The sequence below is a fragment of the Azohydromonas sp. genome (assembly GCF_035325925.1).
Lineage (GTDB): Bacteria > Pseudomonadota > Gammaproteobacteria > Burkholderiales > Burkholderiaceae_C > Calidifontimicrobium.
Map to the genome: position 1 here is coordinate 18,517 of NZ_DAOKZA010000005.1, position 22,240 is coordinate 40,756.

25 protein-coding genes are annotated in these 22,240 nt (G+C 72.2%); 15 read left to right on the forward strand and 10 right to left on the reverse strand.

The window, feature by feature from the left end:
* Positions 1–7: 7 nt before the first annotated feature.
* Positions 8–1,066, reverse strand: coding sequence for a Holliday junction branch migration DNA helicase RuvB (gene ruvB / locus PKC53_RS02940; protein WP_324426132.1), 1,059 nt, complete (start codon positions 1,064–1,066; stop codon positions 8–10).
* Between the two features lie 55 nt (positions 1,067–1,121).
* Between ruvB and PKC53_RS02945 the strand changes: the two genes are divergently transcribed.
* Positions 1,122–1,523 (forward strand): DUF2946 domain-containing protein, encoded by a 402-nt coding sequence (locus PKC53_RS02945; RefSeq protein ID WP_324426134.1) that lies wholly within the window; start codon positions 1,122–1,124, stop codon positions 1,521–1,523.
* Positions 1,524–1,617: 94 nt separating this feature from the next.
* Positions 1,618–2,088 (forward strand): copper chaperone PCu(A)C, encoded by a 471-nt coding sequence (locus tag PKC53_RS02950; RefSeq protein WP_324426136.1) that lies wholly within the window; start codon positions 1,618–1,620, stop codon positions 2,086–2,088.
* A 3-nt stretch (positions 2,089–2,091) separates the two neighbouring features.
* Here PKC53_RS02950 and ruvA read toward each other — a convergent pair whose 3' ends face one another.
* From ruvA to PKC53_RS02965, 3 genes are read right to left on the reverse strand one after another with little or no spacing between them, the layout of a single operon-like run.
* On the reverse strand, positions 2,092–2,664 hold the full coding sequence (gene ruvA / locus PKC53_RS02955) for a Holliday junction branch migration protein RuvA (protein WP_324426138.1): 573 nt from the start codon (positions 2,662–2,664) through the stop codon (positions 2,092–2,094).
* A gap of 30 nt (positions 2,665–2,694) precedes the next feature.
* The gene (locus PKC53_RS02960) at positions 2,695–3,345 is read right to left on the reverse strand and encodes a response regulator transcription factor (protein ID WP_324426139.1); all 651 of its coding nucleotides are present in this window, start codon (positions 3,343–3,345) and stop codon (positions 2,695–2,697) included.
* A gap of 46 nt (positions 3,346–3,391) precedes the next feature.
* A complete protein-coding gene (locus PKC53_RS02965; protein WP_324426142.1) occupies positions 3,392–5,299 on the reverse strand; it encodes an ATP-binding protein in 1,908 nt (635 codons plus the stop codon).
* A 189-nt stretch (positions 5,300–5,488) separates the two neighbouring features.
* On the opposite strand from PKC53_RS02965, the gene PKC53_RS02970 reads away from it, so the two are divergent.
* A complete protein-coding gene (locus PKC53_RS02970) occupies positions 5,489–6,481 on the forward strand; it encodes a PhoH family protein (RefSeq protein WP_324426144.1) in 993 nt (330 codons plus the stop codon).
* Complete coding sequence (ybeY, locus tag PKC53_RS02975; RefSeq protein WP_324426146.1) at positions 6,478–6,927, forward strand: rRNA maturation RNase YbeY; 450 nt, start codon at positions 6,478–6,480, stop codon at positions 6,925–6,927. The genes PKC53_RS02970 and ybeY overlap by 4 nt, the downstream gene beginning before the upstream one ends.
* A 21-nt stretch (positions 6,928–6,948) precedes the next feature.
* On the opposite strand, the gene PKC53_RS02980 is transcribed toward ybeY, so the two are convergent.
* The 3 genes from PKC53_RS02980 to hemB are packed head-to-tail and all read right to left on the reverse strand — an operon-like array spanning position 6,949 to position 9,937.
* The gene (locus PKC53_RS02980; RefSeq protein WP_324426148.1) at positions 6,949–7,848 is read right to left on the reverse strand and encodes a DMT family transporter; all 900 of its coding nucleotides are present in this window, start codon (positions 7,846–7,848) and stop codon (positions 6,949–6,951) included.
* Positions 7,845–8,930, reverse strand: coding sequence for a magnesium transporter CorA family protein (locus PKC53_RS02985; protein WP_324426150.1), 1,086 nt, complete (start codon positions 8,928–8,930; stop codon positions 7,845–7,847). Before PKC53_RS02985 ends, PKC53_RS02980 begins: the two co-directional genes overlap by 4 nt.
* Entirely contained in the window at positions 8,930–9,937 is a 1,008-nt protein-coding gene (hemB, locus tag PKC53_RS02990) for a porphobilinogen synthase (protein WP_324426152.1), read from the reverse strand. The genes PKC53_RS02985 and hemB overlap by 1 nt, the downstream gene beginning before the upstream one ends.
* 209 nt (positions 9,938–10,146) lie before the next feature.
* Here hemB and PKC53_RS02995 point away from each other — a divergent pair, with 209 nt between their 5' ends.
* The 8 genes from PKC53_RS02995 (at position 10,147) to htpG (ending at position 17,383) form a co-directional block, all read left to right on the forward strand.
* On the forward strand, positions 10,147–10,587 hold the full coding sequence (locus PKC53_RS02995; RefSeq protein WP_324426154.1) for a CopD family protein: 441 nt from the start codon (positions 10,147–10,149) through the stop codon (positions 10,585–10,587).
* An 87-nt stretch (positions 10,588–10,674) separates the two neighbouring features.
* A complete protein-coding gene (locus tag PKC53_RS03000) occupies positions 10,675–11,790 on the forward strand; it encodes a VanZ family protein (protein WP_324426156.1) in 1,116 nt (371 codons plus the stop codon).
* A 23-nt stretch (positions 11,791–11,813) separates the two neighbouring features.
* A complete protein-coding gene (locus PKC53_RS03005; RefSeq protein ID WP_324426158.1) occupies positions 11,814–12,140 on the forward strand; it encodes a (2Fe-2S) ferredoxin domain-containing protein in 327 nt (108 codons plus the stop codon).
* A 32-nt stretch (positions 12,141–12,172) separates the two neighbouring features.
* Positions 12,173–12,781 carry an alpha/beta fold hydrolase gene (locus PKC53_RS03010; RefSeq protein WP_324426160.1) on the forward strand — a complete coding sequence of 203 codons (609 nt, stop codon included), beginning with the start codon at positions 12,173–12,175 and terminating at the stop codon, positions 12,779–12,781.
* A gap of 89 nt (positions 12,782–12,870) precedes the next feature.
* Entirely contained in the window at positions 12,871–14,055 is a 1,185-nt protein-coding gene (locus PKC53_RS03015; protein ID WP_324426162.1) for a D-alanyl-D-alanine carboxypeptidase family protein, read from the forward strand.
* A gap of 26 nt (positions 14,056–14,081) precedes the next feature.
* Entirely contained in the window at positions 14,082–14,969 is an 888-nt protein-coding gene (locus PKC53_RS03020) for an aminotransferase class IV (protein ID WP_324426164.1), read from the forward strand.
* Positions 14,970–15,125: 156 nt separating this feature from the next.
* Positions 15,126–15,401, forward strand: a complete 276-nt coding sequence (locus tag PKC53_RS03025; protein WP_324426166.1) for a DUF493 family protein — start codon at positions 15,126–15,128, stop codon at positions 15,399–15,401.
* A gap of 98 nt (positions 15,402–15,499) precedes the next feature.
* Complete coding sequence (gene htpG / locus PKC53_RS03030) at positions 15,500–17,383, forward strand: molecular chaperone HtpG (RefSeq protein ID WP_324426168.1); 1,884 nt, start codon at positions 15,500–15,502, stop codon at positions 17,381–17,383.
* Positions 17,384–17,467: 84 nt separating this feature from the next.
* On the opposite strand, the gene PKC53_RS03035 is transcribed toward htpG, so the two are convergent.
* From PKC53_RS03035 to PKC53_RS03045, 3 genes are all read right to left on the reverse strand, one after another.
* Entirely contained in the window at positions 17,468–18,496 is a 1,029-nt protein-coding gene (locus PKC53_RS03035; protein ID WP_324426304.1) for a serine/threonine protein kinase, read from the reverse strand.
* The gene (locus PKC53_RS03040) at positions 18,493–19,323 is read right to left on the reverse strand and encodes a DUF2726 domain-containing protein (RefSeq protein ID WP_324426306.1); all 831 of its coding nucleotides are present in this window, start codon (positions 19,321–19,323) and stop codon (positions 18,493–18,495) included. Before PKC53_RS03040 ends, PKC53_RS03035 begins: the two co-directional genes overlap by 4 nt.
* 194 nt (positions 19,324–19,517) lie before the next feature.
* Positions 19,518–20,225, reverse strand: coding sequence for a GNAT family N-acetyltransferase (locus PKC53_RS03045; RefSeq protein ID WP_324426170.1), 708 nt, complete (start codon positions 20,223–20,225; stop codon positions 19,518–19,520).
* Between the two features lie 346 nt (positions 20,226–20,571).
* Here PKC53_RS03045 and rplM point away from each other — a divergent pair, with 346 nt between their 5' ends.
* The 3 genes from rplM (at position 20,572) to PKC53_RS03060 (ending at position 22,193) form a co-directional block, all read left to right on the forward strand.
* A complete protein-coding gene (gene rplM, locus PKC53_RS03050; protein WP_324426172.1) occupies positions 20,572–21,000 on the forward strand; it encodes a 50S ribosomal protein L13 in 429 nt (142 codons plus the stop codon).
* A gap of 11 nt (positions 21,001–21,011) precedes the next feature.
* A complete protein-coding gene (rpsI, locus tag PKC53_RS03055; protein ID WP_324426174.1) occupies positions 21,012–21,404 on the forward strand; it encodes a 30S ribosomal protein S9 in 393 nt (130 codons plus the stop codon).
* 81 nt (positions 21,405–21,485) lie between these two features.
* Positions 21,486–22,193, forward strand: coding sequence for a DUF6776 family protein (locus tag PKC53_RS03060; RefSeq protein ID WP_324426177.1), 708 nt, complete (start codon positions 21,486–21,488; stop codon positions 22,191–22,193).
* Positions 22,194–22,240 lie beyond the last annotated feature (47 nt).

The following is a 22,240-nucleotide window of genomic DNA, read 5'->3' on the forward strand; positions in this document are numbered from 1 at the left end:
GTGGCGTTCAGGGGTTGAAGAGATCGGGCGCGGCCTTGGGCGCGAGCCCGAGGTGACGGTACGCGGCGTGCGTGGCCACGCGTCCGCGCGGCGTGCGCTGCAGGTAGCCCTGCTGGATGAGGTACGGCTCGATCACGTCCTCGATCGTGCCCGGCTCCTCGCCGATCGCCGCGGCGACGTTGTCCAGCCCCACCGGGCCGCCGTCGAAGCGGTGCACGACGGCCTCCAGCAGCTTGCGGTCCATCAGGTCGAATCCCAGCGGGTCGACGTCGAGCATCGCCAGCGCGGCGTCGGCGATGCCGGTGTCGACGTGCCCGCCGGCGCGCACCTCGGCGTAGTCGCGCACGCGGCGCAGCAGCCGGTTGGCGATGCGCGGCGTGCCGCGGCTGCGGCGTGCGATCTCCATCGCGCCACCGGCGTCGACCGGCACGCCGAGCAGCGATGCCGACCGCGCGACGATGCGCGCGAGCTCGTCGGGGCTGTAGAACTCGAGCCGCGCGACGATGCCGAAGCGGTCGCGCAGCGGGTTGGTCAGCATGCCGGCGCGCGTGGTGGCGCCGACCAGCGTGAACGGCTGCAGGTCGAGCTTGATCGAGCGCGCCGCCGGGCCGTCCCCGATCATGATGTCGATCTGGTAATCCTCCAGCGCGGGATAGAGGATCTCCTCGACGACCGGGCTCAGGCGGTGGATCTCGTCGATGAACAGCACGTCGTGGCGCTCGAGGCCGGTGAGGATCGCCGCCAGGTCCTTGGGCTTCTCCAGCACCGGACCGCTGGTCTGGCGCAGGCTGACGCCCAGTTCGTTCGCGACGATGTGCGCCAGCGTCGTCTTGCCCAGCCCCGGCGGACCGAACAGCAGCACGTGGTCGAGCGCCTCGGCGCGCCGGCGCGCCGCGCCGATGAAGATGTCGAGCTGTTCGCGCGTTTTCGCCTGGCCGACGTAGTCCGCCAGCCCCTTGGGCCGCAGCGCGCGTTCGAACGCCTCCTCGTTGGGCGACGCCGCGGCGCCGCCGACGAGGCGCCGCGGCGGCGCCGCGGCGGCGAAGTCGTCGGTCTGGATGGCCATGGTCGATTATCGCCAGCGCGCCGCGGCGCCCTTGCGGCGGGCCGATAATCGGCGCATGTCGACCCGACCGCGCCGACCGCCGCGATGGCCCGCCTGGCTGGCGCTGCTCGCGGTGTGGTCGCTGGCGCTGCTGCCGACGTTGTCGCAGGCGCTGGCGGCGCGCACCGGCGAACGCGGGTGGATCGAGGTGTGCACCGCGCAGGGTTCGCGCTGGGTGCCGCTGGGCCAGCCGACCCCGTCGATGTCGGGCGACCCGGCTGCGGGCGCGGCGGCGGCCTTCGAGCACTGCCCCTGGTGCGGCACGAACGCACCCGACGCGGCGCTGCCGCCGCCGTCGTCGGCCGGACTCGCGCCGTCGCCCGTCGAGCCCGCGGCCGTCGCCGTGCGGCCGCAGCCGCCCGCGTCGCCGACGTGGCCCGACGCCCGTCCGCGCGCGCCGCCCCGCGTCGCGGCCTGACCTTCGCCCCGTGGCGCGCGCGGTCCGTCCGCGCGCGCCCGTCGGCCCGGCCGACCCGTCGCGCCGGGCGTGTTCACCCGATGACGAGTCCGACATGAACCCTTGCATTCGTACGATCGCCGCCACCGCGCTGTGCGCACTGGCCTTCAGCAGCTTCGCGCAGACCCAGGTGAAGGACCCCTGGGTGCGCGGCACCGTCGCGCAGCAGAAGGCCACCGGCATGTTCGCGCAGATCACCTCCGCCGCCGGCGGCCGGCTGGTCGAGGCGCGCTCGCCGGTGGCCGGCGTGGTCGAGATCCACGAGATGGCGATGGACGGCAACGTGATGCGCATGCGCGCGGTGCCGGGCGTCGACCTGCCCGCCGGACAGCCGGTCGAACTCAAGCCCGGCGGCCACCACGTGATGCTGCTCGACCTGAAGCGCGCGCTGAAGGACGGCGAGGTCGTGCCGGTGACGCTGGTCGTCGAGGGCCGCGACGGCAAGCGCGAGACGCTCGAGGTGCAGGCGCCGGTGCGCCCGCTGGGCATGGCGGGCGGCATGCAGCACCGCCACGGCGCGCAGTAGCGCCTAGCGCGTCAGCGCCTTCAGCGCGAGCTTGATGCCGTCGGCGACGCCGACGTCGGGCGGCAGCGCCTTCAGCGCCGCGCCGGCGTCGCGTTCGCTGTAGCCCAGCGCGACCAGCGCCTGCACGATGTCGGCCTGCGCGTCGGTCACGACGCCGACCGGCGCGGCGAGTTCGGGTCCGAGCTTGCCCTTGAGCTCGAGCAGCAGCCTCTCGGCGGTCTTCTTGCCGATGCCCGGCACCTTGACCAGCCGCGCGCTGCTCTGCGCCGCCACCGCCTGCGCGAGGTCGGCGACGCTGAGCCCCGACAGGATCGCCAGCGCGGTGCGCGGCCCGACGCCGCTGATCTTCACCAGCAGGCGGAACGTGGCGCGTTCCTCGGCGCTGAGGAAGCCGAACAGCACCTGCGCGTCCTCGCGCACGACGAAGTGCGTCAGCAGCGCGACGCGCTCGCCGAGCGCAGGCAGGTGGTAGAAGGTGCTCATCGGCACGTCGACCTCGTAGCCGACGCCGCCCACGTCCACCAGCACGGTGGGCGGGGACTTCTCGAGCAGCGTGCCGGCGAGTCGACCGATCATGGGGCGCGCATTATCGGCGCCCCGGCGGCGTCAGCGGCGGCCGAACAGCCCCAGGCGCTGCGCCTCGAGCGCGGCTTCGGCGCGCGAGCTGACGTTGAGCTTGCGGTAGATCTGCTTGACGTAGTCGGCGATCGTGTGACGCGACAGGTTCAGCTGCTGGCCGATCTCGGGCAGCGTGAAGCCCTTGGCCACGCGCAGCAGCACCTCGTTCTCGCGGTCGGTGAGCTGCACGCGCGGCATCGCCGGCTCCTGCGGGCGCGCCTGCGCGGCGAAGTAGGCGATGACCTTGCGCGCGATCGACGGCGACAGCGGCGGCTCGCCCTGGCTGATGCGTTGCAGCTGCACCTTGATCAGCTCGCGCGCCTGCTCCTTCAGGATGTAGCCGTAGGCGCCGGCCTGCAGTGCCGGGAACAGGTGGTCGTCGTCGTCGTGGATCGACACCACCACCGACTGCGCGTCGGGCTGCTGCTCGCGCAGCGCGGCGATCACGTCGACGCCCGAGCCGTCGGGCAGGCCGAGGTCGATCAGCGCCAGGTCGAAGCCCACCGCCGACACCAGCGACAGCGCCTCGTGCACGCGCGCGGCTTCGGAGACGTCGGCGCCCGGGAACACCTCGAGCAGCAGGTCCTTGAGCCAGGCGCGGATCTGCGGCAGGTCCTCGAGCAGCAGGATGGTCTTCATCGACACAACCCCGGTGGATGCAGTCAGCGGCCATCCTAGCGGCCGATCACGCCGACGCGGCGCCGGACTCGAGCGGAAGCGTGAGGCGAATCACGGTTCCGTAGCCCGGACCCGACTCGACCAGGCACTGACCGCGCATCTGCTTGGCGCGGTGCTTCATGCTCGACATGCCGTGGCCGCGGTCCAGCCGCCCGTCGAGCTCCATCGGGATGCCGCGCCCGTTGTCCTGGATCGTCAGCTGGAAGTCGCCGCCGGCCAGCGCGACGCGCACCGAGCAGCGCGACGCACCGCTGTGCTTGATGATGTTGTTCACCGCCTCGCGCAGGATGCGCGTGGTCTGCACGTACACGCGCGCGGCCAGCGTGTGGCCGGCGTCGTCGACCGGCGACGACCACTCGGCCTCGATGCCGGTCTGCGCCAGCCGCGACACCACCTCGGCGCGCCAGTCGCCGAGCGCGTCGAGCAGCTGCACCGGCTTGCCGGTGAGGCCGCGCACCGACAGGCGCATCTCCTCGAGCGCCTCGCGCGCCAGCGTCGAGATGCGGTCGTTGTCGCTGGTGTGCACGATGGTCAGCAGCTTGGCGCCGAGGTCGTCGTGCAGGTCGGCGGCGATGCGCTTGCGCTCCTGCTGCGTGACCTGCTCGACGCGCAGCTCGGCGAGCTGCTCGTAGTTGCGCTCGATCTGCGCAGTGGCCTCGCGCACGCGTTCCTCGAGCGACTGGCGGTCGGCCTCGATCGACTGCAGGGTGCGCCCGTACTCGCGCATCAGGTGCAGCCCCATCGCGACGAAGGCCACCGGCATCAGCAGGTGCGACAGCCCCAGCCAGCGTGCGTCGATCAGGCGCTGCTGGCCGACCCACTCGATCGACGCCAGCGCGAGCACGCCCAGCAGCAGCGCGCCCATCACCCAGAAGCGGCTGCGCCGCTGCCGCCACGTCGCGTGCAGGTGCAGCGCGATCGCCGCCGCGACCTCGACCATGAACAGCGCGTACCAGGCGCTGGCCACGGGGTGCAGCCGCGTCGAGCCGGCCAGCACCAGCGTCAGCGGCACCAGCGCGCACTGCGCGTACAGCGCGGCGTCGACGGCGCGCCACCTTCGCCCGGCGTAACGCAGCAGGAACTGCACCGCGGCCAGCGTGACGAACGGCATGAACGACACCAGCAGCAGCTCGGTGTCGTAACTGGCCAGCGGCAGGTCGTTGCACCACAGCCGCGCCGTGAACACCGCCCAGCCCACCGCGAGCGCGCCGTAGTACGCGAGGTGGCTGTACACCCGGTTCAGCCCGCCCATGATGACCATGAAGCCACCGAGCAGCAGCAGCACCGCGCTGGCCATCTGCGGCAGGGTCACGTTCAGCGCGTGCGCGCGCGCGTGCATCGGCGCCAGCTCGGCGTGGCGGCCGATCACCAGCGCCGACAGCGCGCCGGCGCGCTGGCGCGACGCGACCTGGTGCAGCGGGTCGCCGACCACCTTGATGTCGATCGTGTTGCTGCCCGCGCGCAGCAGCGCCGCCGGCAGCGTGACCAGCTGCGGGAACTGGCAGTTGCGCGTCACCGGCTCGTCGAGGCGCCCGGCGACGTGCACGCGCCGGCCGTTGAGCTGCACCTCGAGCGTCGAGCACACGCGCTCGATGTACAGCGCGAACAGGTCGCCGCTGAACTCGACGCCGTGGGCGTCGAAGGCCACGCGGTACCAGACCGGCCCCCCGGCGCCGGGACGCGAGCGCGACCACTCGTCGGGCAGCTCCACGAGCCGCGTCGGCGCGTCGACCGGGAACACGGCCGCGTCGCCGGCGGCGGCGAGCGCGACGCGCAGCTCGAGGTGGCCCTGCGCACGCACGCTGCCGGCGAACAGCCAGGCCAGCGTCAACCCCACCAGCAGCGCGATCGTGCCCGCGGCCCGCCGCGCGTGCCGCGGGGCGCCGGCCGGGCGGTGCAGGAGCGGGGCGGTCATCGCCGCGGCATTGTGCAGGAGGGCTCGCGCACGCCGGGACGACCGTCCCGTCACCGCGTGACATCCTCCCCGAGGCAGGACGCGCCGCCTGCGCGCGGCCGCGCGGCGGCGCTCGTGCGGCCCGCGCCGGGGCGCGGCGCGACAATGTCGACGCCGCGGCCCGCGGCGCGACCCGAGATCCCGACGCCCATGCCGATCGCCACGCTGCGCCACGCCTTCGTGCCGCCCGACAACACCCGCCTGGCGCACCTGTGCGGCGCGCTCGACGAACACCTGCGCGTCGTCGAGCAGGCCAGCGGCGTGCGCATCGCGCGCCGCGGCGAGGCCTTCACGCTGCGCGGCGAGCGCGCGCGCGCCGAGCGCGTGCTCGCGCTGCTCGAGTCGCTGTACGAACGCGCGCGCCGACCGATCGGCGCCGAGGCGCTGCAACTGGCGCTGGTCGACGCGCTGGGCGCGGCGTCGCCGGTGGCGGGCGACGCACCCGGCGCGGGCATCGTGCTGCACACCCGCCGTGCCGACCTGGCCGGACGCACGCCGAACCAGACGCAGTACCTGCAGCACATCCTCGGTCACGACCTGACTTTCGGCATCGGGCCGGCGGGTACCGGCAAGACCTTCCTCGCGGTCGCCTGCGCCGTCGATGCGCTCGAGCGCAGCCAGGTGCAGCGCATCGTGCTGACGCGGCCCGCCGTCGAGGCCGGCGAGCGGCTGGGCTTCCTGCCCGGCGACCTGACGCAGAAGGTCGACCCCTACCTGCGCCCGCTGTACGACGCGCTGTACGACCTGATGGGCTTCGACCGGGTGACCAAGGCGTTCGAGCGCGCGACGCTGGAGATCGCGCCGCTGGCGTTCATGCGCGGGCGCACGCTGAACCACGCCTTCGTGATCCTCGACGAGGCGCAGAACACGACGCCCGAGCAGATGAAGATGTTCCTCACGCGCATCGGCTTCGGCGCGAAGGCGGTGGTCACCGGCGACGTGAGCCAGATCGACCTGCCGCGCGGCGCGGCCAGCGGGCTGGTGCAGGCCGAGCGCATCCTGCGCCGGGTCAAGGGCATCGCCTTCACCCGCTTCACCGCCGCCGACGTCGTGCGCCACCCGCTGGTGGCGCGCATCGTCGAGGCCTACGACGCCGACCGCGCGCGGCAGGACCGCGCCGACGCGGCGGAGCGCAAGCCGTGAAGCCCGCGCCGCCGGCGCTCGCGCTGTCGCTGCAGTTCGCCGACCCGCGCCACCGCACGCTGCTGCCGCGCCACCGCGTCGCGCGCTGGCTGCGCGCCGCGCTCGAACGCCCGGCCGAGCTGGCGGTGCGCATCGTCGACGAGGCCGAGGGTCGGCGGCTGAACCGCGAGTTCCGCGGCAAGGACTACGCGACCAACGTGCTGACCTTCGACTACGCGCGCGAGCCGCAGGTCGTCGCCGACCTGGTGCTGTGCGCTGCGGTCGTCGAGCGCGAGGCGCGCGCACTCGGCCTCGCGCCGGCCGACCACTACGCGCACCTGCTGGTGCACGGGGCACTGCACGCGCAGGGCTGGGACCACGAGCGCGACGCCGACGCGGCGGCGATGGAGTCGCGCGAACGCGCGATCCTGCACGCACTCGGGCTGCACGACCCGTACGCCGGCTGACCCCGGTCGCGGGCGGCGCCGTCAGCCGCGCGGCGCGCCGGCCGCGGAGGTGCGCGCCGGCCACAGCACTGAGGCGATCGCGGCGACCATCAGCGCCGCCGCAGCCGCGTCCTGCCAGTGCAGCGCCTCGCCGAGCGCGAGCGCGCCGCCGACGGTGCCGAGCACCGGGATCATCATCACCGACAGCGTCGACGCGATCGGCGGCAGCGAGCGCGCGAGCACGAGCCACGCCACCTGCGCGAAGCCGAACACCAGCAGCGCATTGAACGCGATCGCCGCGCGCGCCGGCGCGTTCGGCCAGTGCCACTGGGCGCGCTCGAACAGCGCCGCCGCGGCGCACACGGCGACGGCGGTGGCCAGCGTCATCCAGAACGACAGCGTCAGCGTCGGCAGCGGGATCGTCGTGGCGCGCAGCTGGCGCGTGCCCAGCGCCCACACCGCGGCGGCCAGCAGCATCGCCGACGCGGCCACCGGCGCGCCGGCGACGCGCGCGAACTCGTGCCACAGCAGCAGCACCACGCCGAGCGCCGCGGCGGCGACGCCCAGCGCCTGGCGCGCGCGCAGCCGGTCGCCGAACACCAGCAGGCCCCACAGCGCCGAGAACACCGGCATCGTGTAGCCGAGGATCGCCGCGCGGCCCGAGCTCAGGTGCGGGATCGCGAGCACCACGACCAGGTGCCAGACGAACATGTTGGTCACCGTCAGCAGCGCCAGCTCGCGCCAGTGCGCGCGCGGCACCGCGAACGGCAGCTTCTGCAGCCACAGCGCGGCGGCCAGCAGCGGCAGGCCCAGCACCATCGAGATCGCGCGAAACGTCAGCGGCGGGTAGTGCGTGACGCCGAGCTTCATCACCGGCCAGTTGATGCCCCACGCGAGCGTCAGGCCGACGAGCAGCGCCAGCTGGCGCGGTGCCAGCGTCATCGCGTGCTGCCGCCCAGGTAGCGCTTGCGCCAGAAGAACGCGACCAGCCCCGCGCCGACCACGACCATCGTCCAGAAGGCGAGCCAGAAGCCCTCGGCCGAGTGGATCAGCGGCAGGAAGTCGAAGTTCATGCCGAAGAAGCCGGTGATCAGGTTCAGCGGCAGGAAGATCGCGGTGAGCACGGTCAGCGTGCGCATGATGTTGTTGGTGCGGTGGCCCAGCGCCGAGAAGTGCATCTGCACCGCGGTCTCGATCGACTGCTCGAGGCGGCGCACGTGGCCGAGCACGCGCTCGACATGCTCGAGCACGTCGCGCGAACGCAGGCGCAGCAGTTCGCGTTCGCGCTGCGCGGCCTTGTCGGCTTCGGTCGGCCACTCGTCGAGCGCGTCGATCCACTCCTGCACCGCGCTGCGCTGGTCCTCGCAGGTGTCCTCGAGCAGGTGCAGGCGGTTGCGCGCCTCGAGCAGCAGCGCCCAGTCGTCGAAGTGGCTGCGCGGGTTGAGCAGTTCGAGCTGCAGTTCGCCGAGCTGGCGCGCCAGCAGCCGGCGCAGCTCGAGGTAGCTGTCGACCATGTGGTTGACCATGCGCAGCATCAGGTCGGCGGGGCCGGCGGGCAGCCGCGCCGCCGCGCCCTGGCCACGCTGTGCGAGCCGCGCGGCGAAGAAGTCGCGCACCGCGCAGTCGGCCGGGTGCACCGTGACGAGCACGCGGTCGAACACCGCGAACCCGACCGGGCTGGTGTCGATTGCCTCGAGCGCCTGCCGCGTCGCGCTGCGCACCGCCTGCCGGCCGTCGCCGGGCACTGCCGAGCCGGGCGCCGCGGCGAGCCGGCGGAACACCAGCAGGTCGTAGTCGAACGTGGTGTCGAAGTGGCTCGGCAGCTGGTTGTTCAGCAGGTCCGACACGTGCAGGTCGACCAGCGTCGCACCGGTCCACCGCTGCAGGCGCGACTGCACCTCGGCGGCGCGCACCTCGAACTCGCGCCGCGCGCTGCCGATCCAGACGAAGCCGGCCGCGGGCAGCGTCTCGGGCAGCGCGTCGAGCTCGGTGAACTGGTCGGACGTGACGTGGAAGACGCGCATCAGCCCTGGCGCAGCCGCTTCGCGGCGTCGAGCGCGAAGTAGGTGAGCACGCCGTCGGCGCCGGCGCGCCGGAAGGCCAGCAGCGACTCCATCATCACCGCGTCGTGGTCGAGCCAGCCGTGGGCCGCAGCGGCCTTGAGCATGCTGTACTCGCCGCTGACCTGGTAGGCGAAGGTCGGCATGCGGAACGTGTCCTTCACCCGGCGCACGATGTCCAGGTACGGCATGCCGGGCTTGACCATCACCATGTCGGCGCCCTCGGCGATGTCGAGCGCGACCTCGCGCAGCGCCTCGTCGGTGTTGCCCGGGTCCATCTGGTAGACCTTCTTGTCGCTCCTGCCGAGGTTGCCCTTGCTGCCCACGGCGTCGCGGAACGGCCCGTAAAACGCGCTCGCGTACTTCGCGCTGTAGGCCATGATGCGCGTGTGCACGAGACCGGCGGCCTCGAGCGCGCCGCGGATCGCGCCGATGCGCCCGTCCATCATGTCGCTGGGCGCGACGATGTCGACGCCGGCCTGCGCCTGCACCCTGGCCTGCTGCGTCAGCACCGCCACCGTCTCGTCGTTGAGGATGTAGCCGCTGTCGTCGATCAGGCCGTCCTGGCCGTGCGTCGTGAACGGGTCGAGCGCGACGTCGGTGAGCAGGTCGAGTTCGGGGAAGCGCGCCTTCAGCGCCGCCGCCGCGCGCGGCACGAGGCCGTCGGGGTTCAGCGCCTCGCGCCCGTCGGGCGTCTTCAGCGCCGGGTCGATGACCGGAAACAGCGCCATCACCGGCACGCCCAGCGCGACGCACTGCTCGGCCACGGCGAACAGGCGGTTGACGCTCAGCCGCTGCACGCCGGGCATGCTCGGCACGTCCTCGACGCGGTTCGCGCCGTCGAGCACGAACACCGGCAGGATCAGGTCCTCGGGTGCGAGGCGGTGCTCGCGCACCAGCGCACGGATCGCGGCGTCGCGGCGCAGGCGGCGTGGGCGGCTGGTGGGGAACGGGGGCAGCAGGCTGTTCACGGGGGCGACCTCGGCACGGTGGTGGCGGGGCAGGCCGGGGTGCTGCGCAAGCGTCGCACCGACCCGGCCGCGGCGCCTTCGGGGCCGGCTCTCGCGCGCGGTCGGCAACTGCTTGCGGTCGACGCCAGCCTGCGGTGGACTGTGCGGCCGATGATAGCCGCACCGCCTGCGTCGCCGTGCCGTCGAGGGCGGCCCACCATAATGACGCGATGAGTTCCGGCTACCTGTGGGTCAAGGCGTTCCACGTCGTGTTCGTCGCGAGCTGGTTCGCGGGGCTGTTCTACCTGCCGCGGCTGTTCGTCAACCTGGCGATGGTCGCACCCGACAGCCACGCCGAGCGCGAGCGCCTGCTGCTGATGGCGCGCAAGCTGTATCGCTTCTCGACCCTGCTGATGCTGCCGGCCGTCGCGCTGGGACTGGTGCTGTGGCTGCATTACGGCATCGGCCTCGGTGCCGGCAGCGGGTGGATGCACGCCAAGCTCGCGGGCGTGGTGGCGGTGCTCGGCTACCACCACTGGTGCCGGCGGCTGCTGGGCGACTTCGAGCGGCTCGCCAACCGGCGCAGCCATCGCTGGTACCGCGTCTTCAACGAGGTCACGGTGTTGCTGTTCACGGCGATCGTCGTGCTGGTCGTCGTCAAGCCGTTTTGAAGTGTCCCCGCCACGGTCACCGCGTTCGCCGCCCGACGAAGACGCCGTCGGCACCTTCCCGGCCGCCGCGCAGCGTCGGGCGCGGGCATGACGCGGCCGCGCAGTTCGGCCACGCTGCTCGCCGCGGCGTTCGCTGGCGTCGTCGCTTACGCCAGCCTGTTCCCGTTCGCCGGCTGGCGCGTGCCCAGCGGCGGCGGCTGGGGCTGGTGGCGGCTGCCGTGGCCGGCGTGGTTCCCGCAGTTCGACATCACCGCGAACCTGCTCGGCTACCTGCCGCTGGGCGCGCTGGTCTACGTCGCCGCGGTGCGCACCGGCCGCCGCGTGGCCACCGCGTTCGCCGCCGCGCTGCTCTGTGCCGCGGCACTGTCGTACACGCTCGAGGTGCTGCAGCAGTTCCTGCCGGCGCGCGTGCCCTCGTCGCTGGACCTGCTGCTCAACGTCGTCGGCGCGCTGGCCGGCGCGCTGCTCGGTGCGCTGGCGCACGCGCTCGGCGCGCTCGAGCGCTGGCAGGTCTGGCGCGATCGCTGGTTCGTGCGTCACAGTGCCGCGGCGATCGCGCTGCTGCTGCTGTGGCCGCTGGGCTTGCTGTTCCCGACGCCGGTGCCGCTGGGCATGGGGCAGGTGTGGGACGAGGCGCGCGGCTGGGCGCTGGCCGCGCTGGACGGCACGCCTTGGGCCGATGCTGTACACGACTTGCTGGCGCTGCCGGCCGGCGTCGCCGGGCGCCCGACGCCGCTCGTCGAGGCGGTGGCAGTGGCGCTGGGGCTGCTGGCGCCGTGCCTGATCGCGTTCACGGTGAGCCCGCCGGGCTGGCGTCGGCTGGCGTTGGCGCTGGGCGCCGCGGCGGTGGCGGTCGGGACGATGACACTGGCCACCGCGCTGAACTTCGGGCCCGAGAATGCGCTGGCGTGGTGGACGCCGGCCGCCGGGCCGGGCCTGGCGGCCGGACTGCTCGGCGCGTTGCTGTGCATGCCGGCGGGTCGGCGGCTGGCCGCGGGCATCGCGCTGGTGGCGCTCACCGGGCTGGTCGCGGTGGTCGCGATGGCCCCCACCGACGCCTACTACGCGCACAGCCTGCAGGACTGGCAGCAGGGGCGCTTCATCCGTTTCCACGGGCTGGCGCAGTGGATCGGCTGGGTCTGGCCGTACGCGGCGCTGGCGTGGCTGCTCACGCGGCTGGCGCGCCGCGACGAGCCGGCGTGAGCCCGCTGCCTACAATCCCGCCGATGAGCTACTACGCGCGCCACATCTTCTTCTGCCTGAACCAGCGCGACGGCGGCGAGGCCTGCTGTGCGCAGCACGACGCGCAGGGCGCGTTCGATCACTGCAAGTCGCGCGTCAAGGCCGCCGGACTGATGGGGCCGGGTCGGGTGCGTGTCAACAAGGCCGGTTGCCTGGACCGCTGCGCCGGCGGGCCGGTGGCGGTGGTCTACCCCGAGGCGGTGTGGTACCACTACGTCGACCGGGACGACATCGACGAGATCGTCGAGTCGCACCTGAAGAACGGGCGTGTCGTCGAGCGGCTGGTGCTGCCGCCCGACGTCGGGCGCTGAGCGGCCGGCTCGGCCTTCGCCGCGACAAGCCCGTGAACGTGCACACGCAGCGGCACCTGGTGGCCGGGCCCGCCGGCGCCCTCGAGTGCGGCGTCGACGCGCCTGCCGGCGCGCCGCGTGGCGTCGCGGTGCTGTGCCACCCGCACCCGCTGCACGGTGGCACGATGGACAACAAGGTCGTGCAGACGCTGGCACGCGCGCTGCTGCAGGTCGGTTGGCGCACGGTGCGCTTCAACTTCCGTGGCATCGGCGCGTCGCAGGGTGGGTGGGACGGTGGCCGCGGCGAAGTCGACGACGCGCTCGCGGTGGTCGCCGCGCACCGCGACGCCACGATGCCGCTGGTGCTCGGCGGCTTCTCTTTCGGCGGCTATGTCGCCTCGCAGGCGGCGGCGCGGCTCGACCCGCCGGCACAACGCCTGCTGCTGGTCGCTCCGGCGACGGGGAACTTCGACGTCGCCGCGGTACCCGAAGACACGCTGGTGATCCACGGCGAAGCCGACGACGTCGTGCCGCTGGCGGCCACGCTCGACTGGGCGCGGCCGCAGTCGCTGCCGGTGGTCGTGGTGCCCGGCGTCGGCCACTTCTTCCACGGTCGGCTGCCGCTGCTCAAGTCGATCGTCGTTCGCGCCTTGGCCGCCTGAGCAACGTCGCGCGTGCGGACCCTGCGCGCGCGTCCCGCCGACCTCCTCCACTTTCTGTCGTCTCTGCCTTCCGACCGGCTCCGCTCTCGATGAATCGATTCCTCCGCTCCCTGCTCGCCCTGTTCGTGATCGCCGCTGCCGCGCTGCCGGCGTCGGCGCAGCCGCTGCCGCCGCCCGAGGTCGCGGCACGCCACTACCTGCTGCTCGACCTGACCACCGGCCAGACGCTGGCCGAGCGCGACGCCGACGCGCCGGCCGACCCGGCGTCGCTGACCAAGCTGATGACCGCCTACATCGTGTTCGGCGCGCTGCGCGAGGGTCGGCTGACGCTCGAGCAGACGCTGCCGGTCAGCCAGCGCGCCTGGGACGAGCGCAAGGGCGACCCGTCGCTGATGTTCATCAACACCACGATGACGCCCAAGGTCGACGAGTTGCTGCACGGCATGATCGTGCAGTCGGGCAACGACGCGACGGTGGCGCTGGCCGAGGGGGTGGCCGGCACGGTGGAGAACTTCGTCGCGATGATGAACCGCCAGGCGCAGGCCTGGGGGCTGAAGAACACCGAGTTCCGCAACGTCACCGGCATGAGCGAGCCGGGTCACCGCAGCAGCGCGCGCGACATCGCGACGATCGCCTCGCGCATCATCGCCGACTTCCCGCAGTACTACCGCTACTACTCGGTCAAGGAGTACACCTACAACCGCATCCGGCAGGACAACCGCAACCTGCTGCTGCGCCGCGACCCCACCGTCGACGGCATGAAGACCGGCTACACCGCCGCGGCCGGCTACTGCCTGGTGGCCAGTGCGGTGCGCGAGTTCCCGAACCTCGGCCCCGGCGGCAACACGCCGGGCAAGCGCCGGCTGCTCAGCGTCGTGCTGGGCACCGACAGCCGCGAGGCGCGCGCCAACGAGAGCCAGAAGCTGCTCAACTGGGGCTTCGCCGCGTTCGACGCGATCAAGCTTTTCGACGGCGGCAAGGCCATCGCCAGCCCCGAGGTCTGGAAGGGCACGAAGCGCCAGGCGGCGCTGGGGGTGGCCAGCGACGTGGTGCTCGCGGTGCCGCGTGGCGAGGCCGACCGGCTGCAGACGCGGCTCGAGCGCACCGACCCGCTGGTCGCGCCGCTGGCGCAGGGTCAGCGCGTGGGCACGGTGAAGATCACGACGCGCGCCGGCGCGCCGGTTGGCGAGGTGCCGCTGGTGGTGCTCGAGGCGGTGCCCGAGGCGGGTGTGTTCGGCCGCGCCTGGGATGCGCTGCGGCTGTGGATCCGTTAAGCTGACCGACCCGCGAAAGGCCCGCGATGACCGCCCTGCCCGACACCCCGTGTTTCCTCAACGGCGAGTACACGCGCCTGTGCGACGCCAAGGTCAGCGTGCTCGACCGTGGTTTCATCTTCGGCGACGGCGTCTACGAGGTGATCCCGGTGTACGCGCGCCGGCTGTTCCGTTTCGACGACCATGTCGCGCGGCTCGGGCGCAGCCTGGCCAAGGTGCGCATCGCCGCGCCGGCCACGCGCGAGCAGTGGTTTGACCGCGCGCGCGCGCTGGTCGCGGCGCTGCACGCGCACAGCGGCGCCGAAGACCAGCTGGTGTACATCCAGGTCACGCGCGGGGTCGCGCCGCGTGACCACGTGATGCCGCCGGACATCGAGCCGACCGTGTTCATGATGGCCAACCCGATGAAGCCGCCCACCGCCGAGCAGCGCCACCACGGCGTGGCGTGCACGACGGCGGCCGACTTCCGCTGGCAGCGCGGCGACATCAAGAGCACCAGCCTGCTCGGCGCGGTGCTGGCGCGCCAGCTGTCGGCCGACCACGGCGCGGTCGAGACGATCCTGTTCCGCGACGGCTGGCTGACCGAGGCGTCGGCGAGCAACGTGTGGATCGTGCACGAGGGCGCGCTGCTCGGCCCGCCGAAGAGCGAGCAGGTGCTCGAGGGCATCCGCGTCGAGCTGCTGCGCGAACTGTGCGAGGAGGAGGGCATCGCGTACAACCTGCGCCCGATCTCCGAGGCCGACGTGCGCGCCGCCGACGAGGTGCTGCTGAGCTCGGCCACCAAGGAGGTGCTGCCGGTGACCAAGATCGACGGTGAGCCGGTCGGCCACGGTGCGCTGCGCGGCAAGCCCGGCCCGGTGTACGCACGGCTGCACGAGGCCTACCAGCGCGCGAAGCGCGAACAGTCGATCTGATGCACCACCCCGCAGCGCCTTCGGCGCCTCCCCCTCGAGGGGGCACCGCCAGCGGACCGTCGAAGCCGGATCCGCTGGCGGCCGCTCGATGGGCTTGCGCTCCAGCGGCGCAGGTGCTGCCGCGCAACCCGTAGGGCTGTACTGAGTCTGCAGCCGATGCGCGACATTCCGTCCGAGCAGAGCCTGATCGAGTACCCGAGCGCGTTCCCGATCAAGGTGATGGGCGCGCACGTCGACGGTTTCCGCGCGGCGATCGTGCAGGTGGTGCAGCGTTTCGACCCCGGCTTCGACCCGGCCTCGGTCGAGGAGCGGCCGAGCCGCAGCGGCAACTACCTGGGGCTGACGGTGACCGTCACGGCGACCAGCCGCGAGCAGCTCGACGAGCTGTACCGCACGCTGAGCGCGCACCCGATGGTCAAGGTCGTGCTCTGAAGCCCGCCGGCCGGGGCTTGAAGCCCGGCCGGACGCCCCCATGTCCGGCCCCGACGGCGCGAGGGCGCCGCTTTTCCACGAATCCGACGCGAACGACGATGAGCGAGAAGCAAACCCTGTCCTTCCAGGCCGAGGTCAAGCAGATCCTGCACCTGGTCACGCATTCGCTGTACTCGAACAAGGAGATCTTCCTGCGCGAGCTGGTCTCCAACGCCAGCGACGCCTGCGACAAGCTGCGCTTCGAGGCGCTCGACGCGCCCGGGCTGTACGAGGACGCGCCGAACCTCGAGATCCGCGTCTTCTTCGACCCCGACGCGAAGACGGTGACGATCCGCGACAACGGCATCGGCATGAGCGCCGAGGAGGCCGTGCAGCACCTGGGCACGATCGCCAAGAGCGGCACGCGCGAGTTCCTGTCGAAGCTCGAAGGCGAGCAGAAGAAGGACGCCAACCTGATCGGCCAGTTCGGCGTGGGCTTCTACTCGGGCTTCATCGTCGCCGACCGCATCACCGTCGAGTCGCGCCGCGCCGGCCTCAAGCCCGAGGAAGGCGTGCGCTGGACCAGCGACGGCAGCGGCGAATTCGACGTCGAGCCGATCACGCGCGAGCAGCGGGGCACCGACGTGATCCTGCACCTGCGCGACGGCGAGGAGGAGTTCGCGAAGACCTGGAAGCTCAAGTCGATCATCGCCAAGTACTCCGACCACATCTCGCTGCCGATCCTGATGCGCAAGGAGGCGTGGGACGAGGAGAAGAAGGAATACGCGCTGTCCGACGAGTGGGAGACGGTCAACAAGGCCGCGGCGCTGTGGACCCGGCCCAAGAGCGAGATCACCGACGCGCAGTACGTCGAGTTCTACAAGCAGATCAGCTACGACAGCGAAGCGCCGCTGGCGTACACGCACAATCGCGTCGAGGGGCGCACCGAATACACGCAGCTGCTGTACATCCCGGCCAAGGCGCCGTTCGACCTGTGGAACCGCGACAAGCACGCCGGCGTGAAGCTGTACGTCAAGCGCGTGTTCATCATGGACGACGCGCAGGCGCTGATGCCGGTGTACTTGCGCTTCGTCAAGGGCGTCGTCGACTCGGCGGACCTGCCGCTGAACGTCAGCCGCGAACTGCTGCAGGAAAGCCGCGACGTGAAGGCGATCCGCGAGGGCTGCACGAAGCGCGTGCTCGGCATGCTCGAGGGCCTGGCCGACAGCGACGACGCCGGCGAGCGCGAGAAGTACCTGAAGTTCTGGCGCGAGTTCGGTGCCGTGCTGAAGGAGGGCGTCGGCGAGGACCACGCCAACCAGGAGCGCCTGGCCAAGCTGCTGCGCTTCGCGTCGACGCACGCCGACGAGGGCGTGAGCTTCGCTGACTACGTCGCGCGCATGAAGGACGGCCAGGAGGCGATCTACTACGTCACCGCCGACAGCCTGGGTGCCGCGAAGGCCAGCCCGCAGCTCGAGGTGTTCCGCAAGAAGGGCATCGAGGTGCTGCTGCTCGTCGACCGCGTCGACGAGTGGATGCTCGCGCACCTTTACGAGTTCGACGGCAAGCCGCTGCAAAGCGTCGCCAAGGGCGCGGTCGACCTCGGCAAGCTGCAGGACGAGGCGGAGAAGAAGCACGCCGAGGAGGTGGCGGAGGCGTTCAAGCCGGTGCTGGAGCGGCTGAAGACGGCGCTGAAGGAGCGCGCCAAGGACGTGCGCGTGACGACGCGGCTGGTCGAGTCGCCGGCGTGCATCGTCGTCGACGAAGGCGACATGAGTGCGCACCTGGCGCGCCTGCTCAAGCAGGCCGGTCAGAACGCGCCGAGGTCGCAACCGATCCTCGAGGTCAACCCCGAGCACCCGCTGGTCAGGCGGCTCGACACCGACGAGCGTTTCGACGACCTGGCGCAGATCCTGTTCGACCAAGCCTGGCTCGCCGAAGGCGGGCAGCTCGAGGACCCTGCCGCCTACGTGCAGCGCGTGACGCGGCTGCTCAGCGCCTGACACCGCGCGCCGTCGCCCTCGAGTCGTCGCCGGGCCGCCACGGGGCGGCTTGACCCCCGGGGGGAGCCCGCCCCGGGTGGGCGCTCAGCCGGACATCAGCTCGACCTGCTCGCGCAGCTGCGTCGCTTGCTGGCTCCAGTACGCCGGTGTGCCGAACCAGGGAAACGCCACCGGAAACGCCGGGTCGCTCCAGCGGCGCGCGATCCACGCGCTGTGGTGCAGCATGCGCAGCGTGCGCAACGGCTCGATCAGCGCCAGTTCGCGGTCGTCGAACGGCATGAACACGCGGTAGCCGTCGAGCAGCGCGGCCCAGGCGGCCGTGCGCTGCGGGCCCTCGGGCTCGAGCATCCACAGGTCCTGCACCGCCGGGCCGTTGCAGGCGTCGTCGAGGTCGACGACGTGCGGACCTTCGTCGCGCCACAGGATGTTGCCGAGGTGGCAGTCGCCGTGCAGCCGCAGCACGCGCAGGCCGCTCAGGCGTGCGAAGGCGGCGTGCACCAGCGCCAGCGCGGCGTCGGCCGCGGCGCGCCAGGCGCCCAGCTCGGCGGGCGTCACGACGTCGTGGTCGACCAGCCACTGCCGCGACGCGTCTCCCCAGGAGGCGACGTCGAGGCTGCGCCGGTGCGCGAAGCGCTGCCGCGCGCCGACCGCGTGCAGGCGCCCGATGAAGCGGCCCAGCCAGGCGGCGACGGCGGGGTCGTCGAGTTCGGGGGAGCGCCCGGCGTGGCGCGGGCTGACGCTGAAGCGGAAACCGCTGGCGAGGTCGGCGGCGAGCGTCGCCGGCGTGCCGGCCAGCATGCAGCCGCCCGCCGACGACGGCGTGGTCCGCAGCGCGAGCGGTGCCACCACCGGCACGTCGTGGGCTGCGAGCTCGAGCGCGAAGGCGTGCTCCTCGAGGATCTGCGCGTCGCTCCAGCGGTGCGGACGGTAGAACTTGGCGACCACCGCCGTGCCGTCGTCGAGGAAGACCTGGAACACCCGGTTCTCGTACGAGTTGAGCTGCAGCAGCCGGCCGTCCGGGTGCAGCCCGGCGCCGGCCAGCGCGTCGAGCACGGCGTCGGGGGTCAGCGCGGCGTAGCCGTCGACCGCCGCGGCAGGGCGCGACACGTTCAGCGGCCGCCCGATGCGCCGAGCTGTGGTGGCTCGTCGTCGGCGTCGCCGCCTTCGTCGCGACGGCGCTCGGGCCACGGTGCAGGCCACGCCGTGTCCAGCGGCGCACGCGGGCGTTCATCGTCGGCGCCGTTGGCGCGGCGCACCGCCGGCGGCGCAGGTGGTGGCGAGTAGGGGCTGAACTCGCTCGGGAAGCTGGCGTCGTTGCGGGTCTCGAGGCCGAAGAACGAGTCGTGGAAGAAGCCCGAGTCCTGCCACAGCGTGGCGCGGCGGCGCCGGCGCGCACCGGCGGCGGGTGCCGCGCCCAGCGCGTCGCGCGCCGGCTCGGCGATCGGCGCCGCGGCGTGCATGGTGACCGCGGCGGCGCTGACCTGCGGGCTGCGCGCCGGCGCGCCGGCCTGCGGCACGAGCAGTTGCAGTTCGTGCACCGTGGGCAGGTGGTCCAGCGGGCAGCGCAGGTAGCGGATGCGGCAGGCGCCGAGCACCGACTGCTTGATCAGCAGCGTGCGCCGCGAGCCGCTGCGGTCGTGGTCGAAGTCGATCGCGGCGAGCACGCGGCCGTTGGCGCTGCAGATCGCGAAGGTGACATGCGTCGAGCCGAGCAGCTCGTACCAGTAGCGCACGTCCTGTGGGTCGGCCGGCTGGCAGAACCGCACCAGCGGCAGCTTGGCGAGCACGATGTGGTGCGGCAGCGCCTCGCGCAGCTGGCGGTACAGGCGCCGCTCCTCGGTGTTGAACACCGGACGGGGCGTGAGCGCCCATTCGGTGGGCAGCGGCTTGGGGCGCGCGCTGCGGCGCGAACGCCACCACAGGCCGGCGGCGATTCCCATGGCGACCAGCGTCAGGGTCGCGAGCGCAAGCAGCCAGGGCAATGTCGTCGAGGTCATGCAGCCGTGTCGGGTCGTGTCGCGGGGGCGCCACGACCGCCGGCGCAGTTCCGCACTGAAACCGCGCGCATGTTACCGCCGGTCACAACCCCGGGCAGCCCCGCAACCGTGCGGTTTCGCCGCATCGGCCCGACGGGTCAGTCCATGGCCGTGTGCCCGCTCTGGCCCCGAACCCCCGCCTTGACGTCGGCGATCGCGTCGAGCAGTCCGTCGATGCGCCGTGCCTGGGCCTTGATGCGGTAGTCGATCTCGGCAGCGCCGTCCTCGACGATCTCGCTGACGTGCGACGCCATGTCGTGCGGCGGCAGCTTGAGCACGGCCTGCGAGTCGGTGCCGGCGCGATCGATCGTCGCGCCCGCCTTGCGCGCGATGCGCAGCATGGCCGTGTTCTCGCTGAGCGCATGGATGATCATCGTGTCGACGCCGCGGTTGCGCGCGTGCAGCACCGCGTGGTCGAACAGCCGCGCGCCGTAGCCGCGCCCACGCGCCTTCGGCAGCACCGAGACGCCGAACTCGGCGCTGTGCGCCTCGCCGGCGTGCGCCAGGTGCGCCATCGCGATCAGCTCGAGGCGGCGGTTGAAGATCCCGAACACCTCGTCGCGGGCGAAGTCGATGCCGTCGACGTAGCGCCCGATCTGGCTGTCGGTGGCGGGGTGACCGAAGCGCAGGTAGCGGTCGGCGTCGCCCAGCGCCAGCAGGTGCGTCAGGATGCGCGGTCGGTGGCGCTCGGCCAGCGAGCGGATCGGGATCCAGTGAAATGCGGGTTCGTGCTTCGGTTCGTCGGGACGCGCGTGGCGGTCGGGGCGAAGTCCGGGCCGGCTGAGGATGTCGCCTGGGAAGCCCATGCCTTACTCCTTGTGGGAATCTAGGGTTAACCCGCATGGTAGCGGCACTTGGTGGAGAGCGTGCTCCAACCGTGATGCCGCGCTCGGCGCCACGTGTTCTCGCTGGCCGCAAAAGCCGGATATACTGCGCGGCTTTCCCGAAAACGGCGGGGAAACAGGGCGCGCAGTGCGCGGCGTCGGCGAACCGCCGGCGTCGACAGGTCGTCGCCCCGGCGCACCGGACCAGCACCGAGAGGGGGCCAGCACGAGCCCGCACCGAGGTGACCGCGGCGCCCGCACAGCCGTGACGAGGCCGACGCAGCGCACCCCGACGGGTGGGTGCGGGCGGCCGCAACGAAAGACCCTCATGAAGACCTTCAGCGCCAAGCCGGCCGAGGTGAAGCACGAGTGGTTTGTGATTGACGCCACCGACAAGGTGCTCGGACGTGTCGCCAGCGAAGTGGCACGTCGTTTGCGCGGCAAGCACAAGGCCATCTACACGCCTCACGTCGATACCGGCGATTTCATCATCGTCGTCAACGCCGACAGGATCCGCGTCACCGGCAGCAAGGCCACCGACAAGGTGTACTACCGCCACTCGGGCTATCCGGGTGGCATCTACGGTACATCGTTCAAGGACATGCAGGCCAGGCATCCCGGCCGCGCGCTGGAGAAGGCCGTCAAGGGCATGCTGCCCAAGGGCCCGCTGGGCTACGCGATGGCCAAGAAGCTGAAGGTCTACGCGGGTGGCGCGCATCCGCACGCGGCCCAGCAGCCGAAGACGCTGGAAATCTGAGGAGCGGCGGGATGATCGGAAACTGGAACTACGGCACCGGCCGCCGCAAGTCGTCGGTGGCCCGGGTGTTCATCAAGAAGGGCAACGGCCAGATCGTCGTCAACGGCAAGCCGGTGGACGAGTACTTCGGCCGCCAGACGTCGATCATGATCGTCAAGCAGCCGCTGCTGCTGACGAACAACGGCGAGGCGTTCGACGTCAAGGTCAACGTGCACGGCGGCGGCGAATCGGGCCAGGCCGGTGCGGTGCGCCACGGCATCACGCGTGCGCTGATCGACTACGACGCGGCGCTCAAGCCCGAACTGAGCCAGGCCGGGTTCGTCACGCGCGACGCGCGCGAGGTCGAGCGCAAGAAGGTCGGCCTGCATGGTGCGCGCCGCCGCAAGCAGTTCAGCAAGCGCTGAGGCGCCTGCCCGCAGGACCCGCATCGAGGCCGCCGCTGTGCGGCCTCGTTCGTTTGTGCGCCGCGTCGCGCCGGCAGCCTGATGCGCTGGAAGCTGCTGCGCCGTCGCCTGTCGGTGTCCGCGCCGCGCATGATCGTGCGCAGCCACCTGCCGTGGCCACTGCGCTGGGCGCTGGCCGCCGTGGTGCTCGGCTTCTCGGCAGCGATCGCGCTGTGGGCGTTCGAACTGGGCAAGGACATCGCCGGCCTCGACCGCGACCTGCACACCGAAGTGCGCGAGTTGCGGCGCGAGCTCGCGCGTTCACGCAGCGAACTGGGCGCCGTGCAGTCGGTGGCCAACACCGCGGAGAGCCTGCTGCGTGCCGAGCGCACCGCGCTCGAGGCGGTGCAGCAGCGGTTGCGCCAGGCCGAGAGCGAGAACCTGGCGCTGAAGGCCGATTTGGGCTTCTTCGAGACGCTGCTACCGGCGCAGGGCGACGCGCTGGCCGTGCGCGGTCTGCAGGTCGAGGCGGCCGGGCCGGGGCAGTTGCGCTACCAGCTGCTGGTGATGCAGTCGGGCAAGTCGCCGGCGCCGTTCACGGGCAGGTACGAGGTGTCGCTGGTGGGCACGCGCGCAGGACAGGCCTGGTCGCAGGCGATGCCCGTAGGCGGACTGCCGCTGCAGTTGCGGCAGTACATGCGCGTCGACGGACTCGTCGACCATCCACCGGACGCCGTGGTACAAACGGTCCAGGTCAGGATCCTGGATCAGGGCGGCGCGGTGCGTGCGATGCAGTGGGCGAGTCTGTGACCGCGCGAAGTCCCGCCGCCGCGCCGGACGAACAAGGGAGTCGTGGG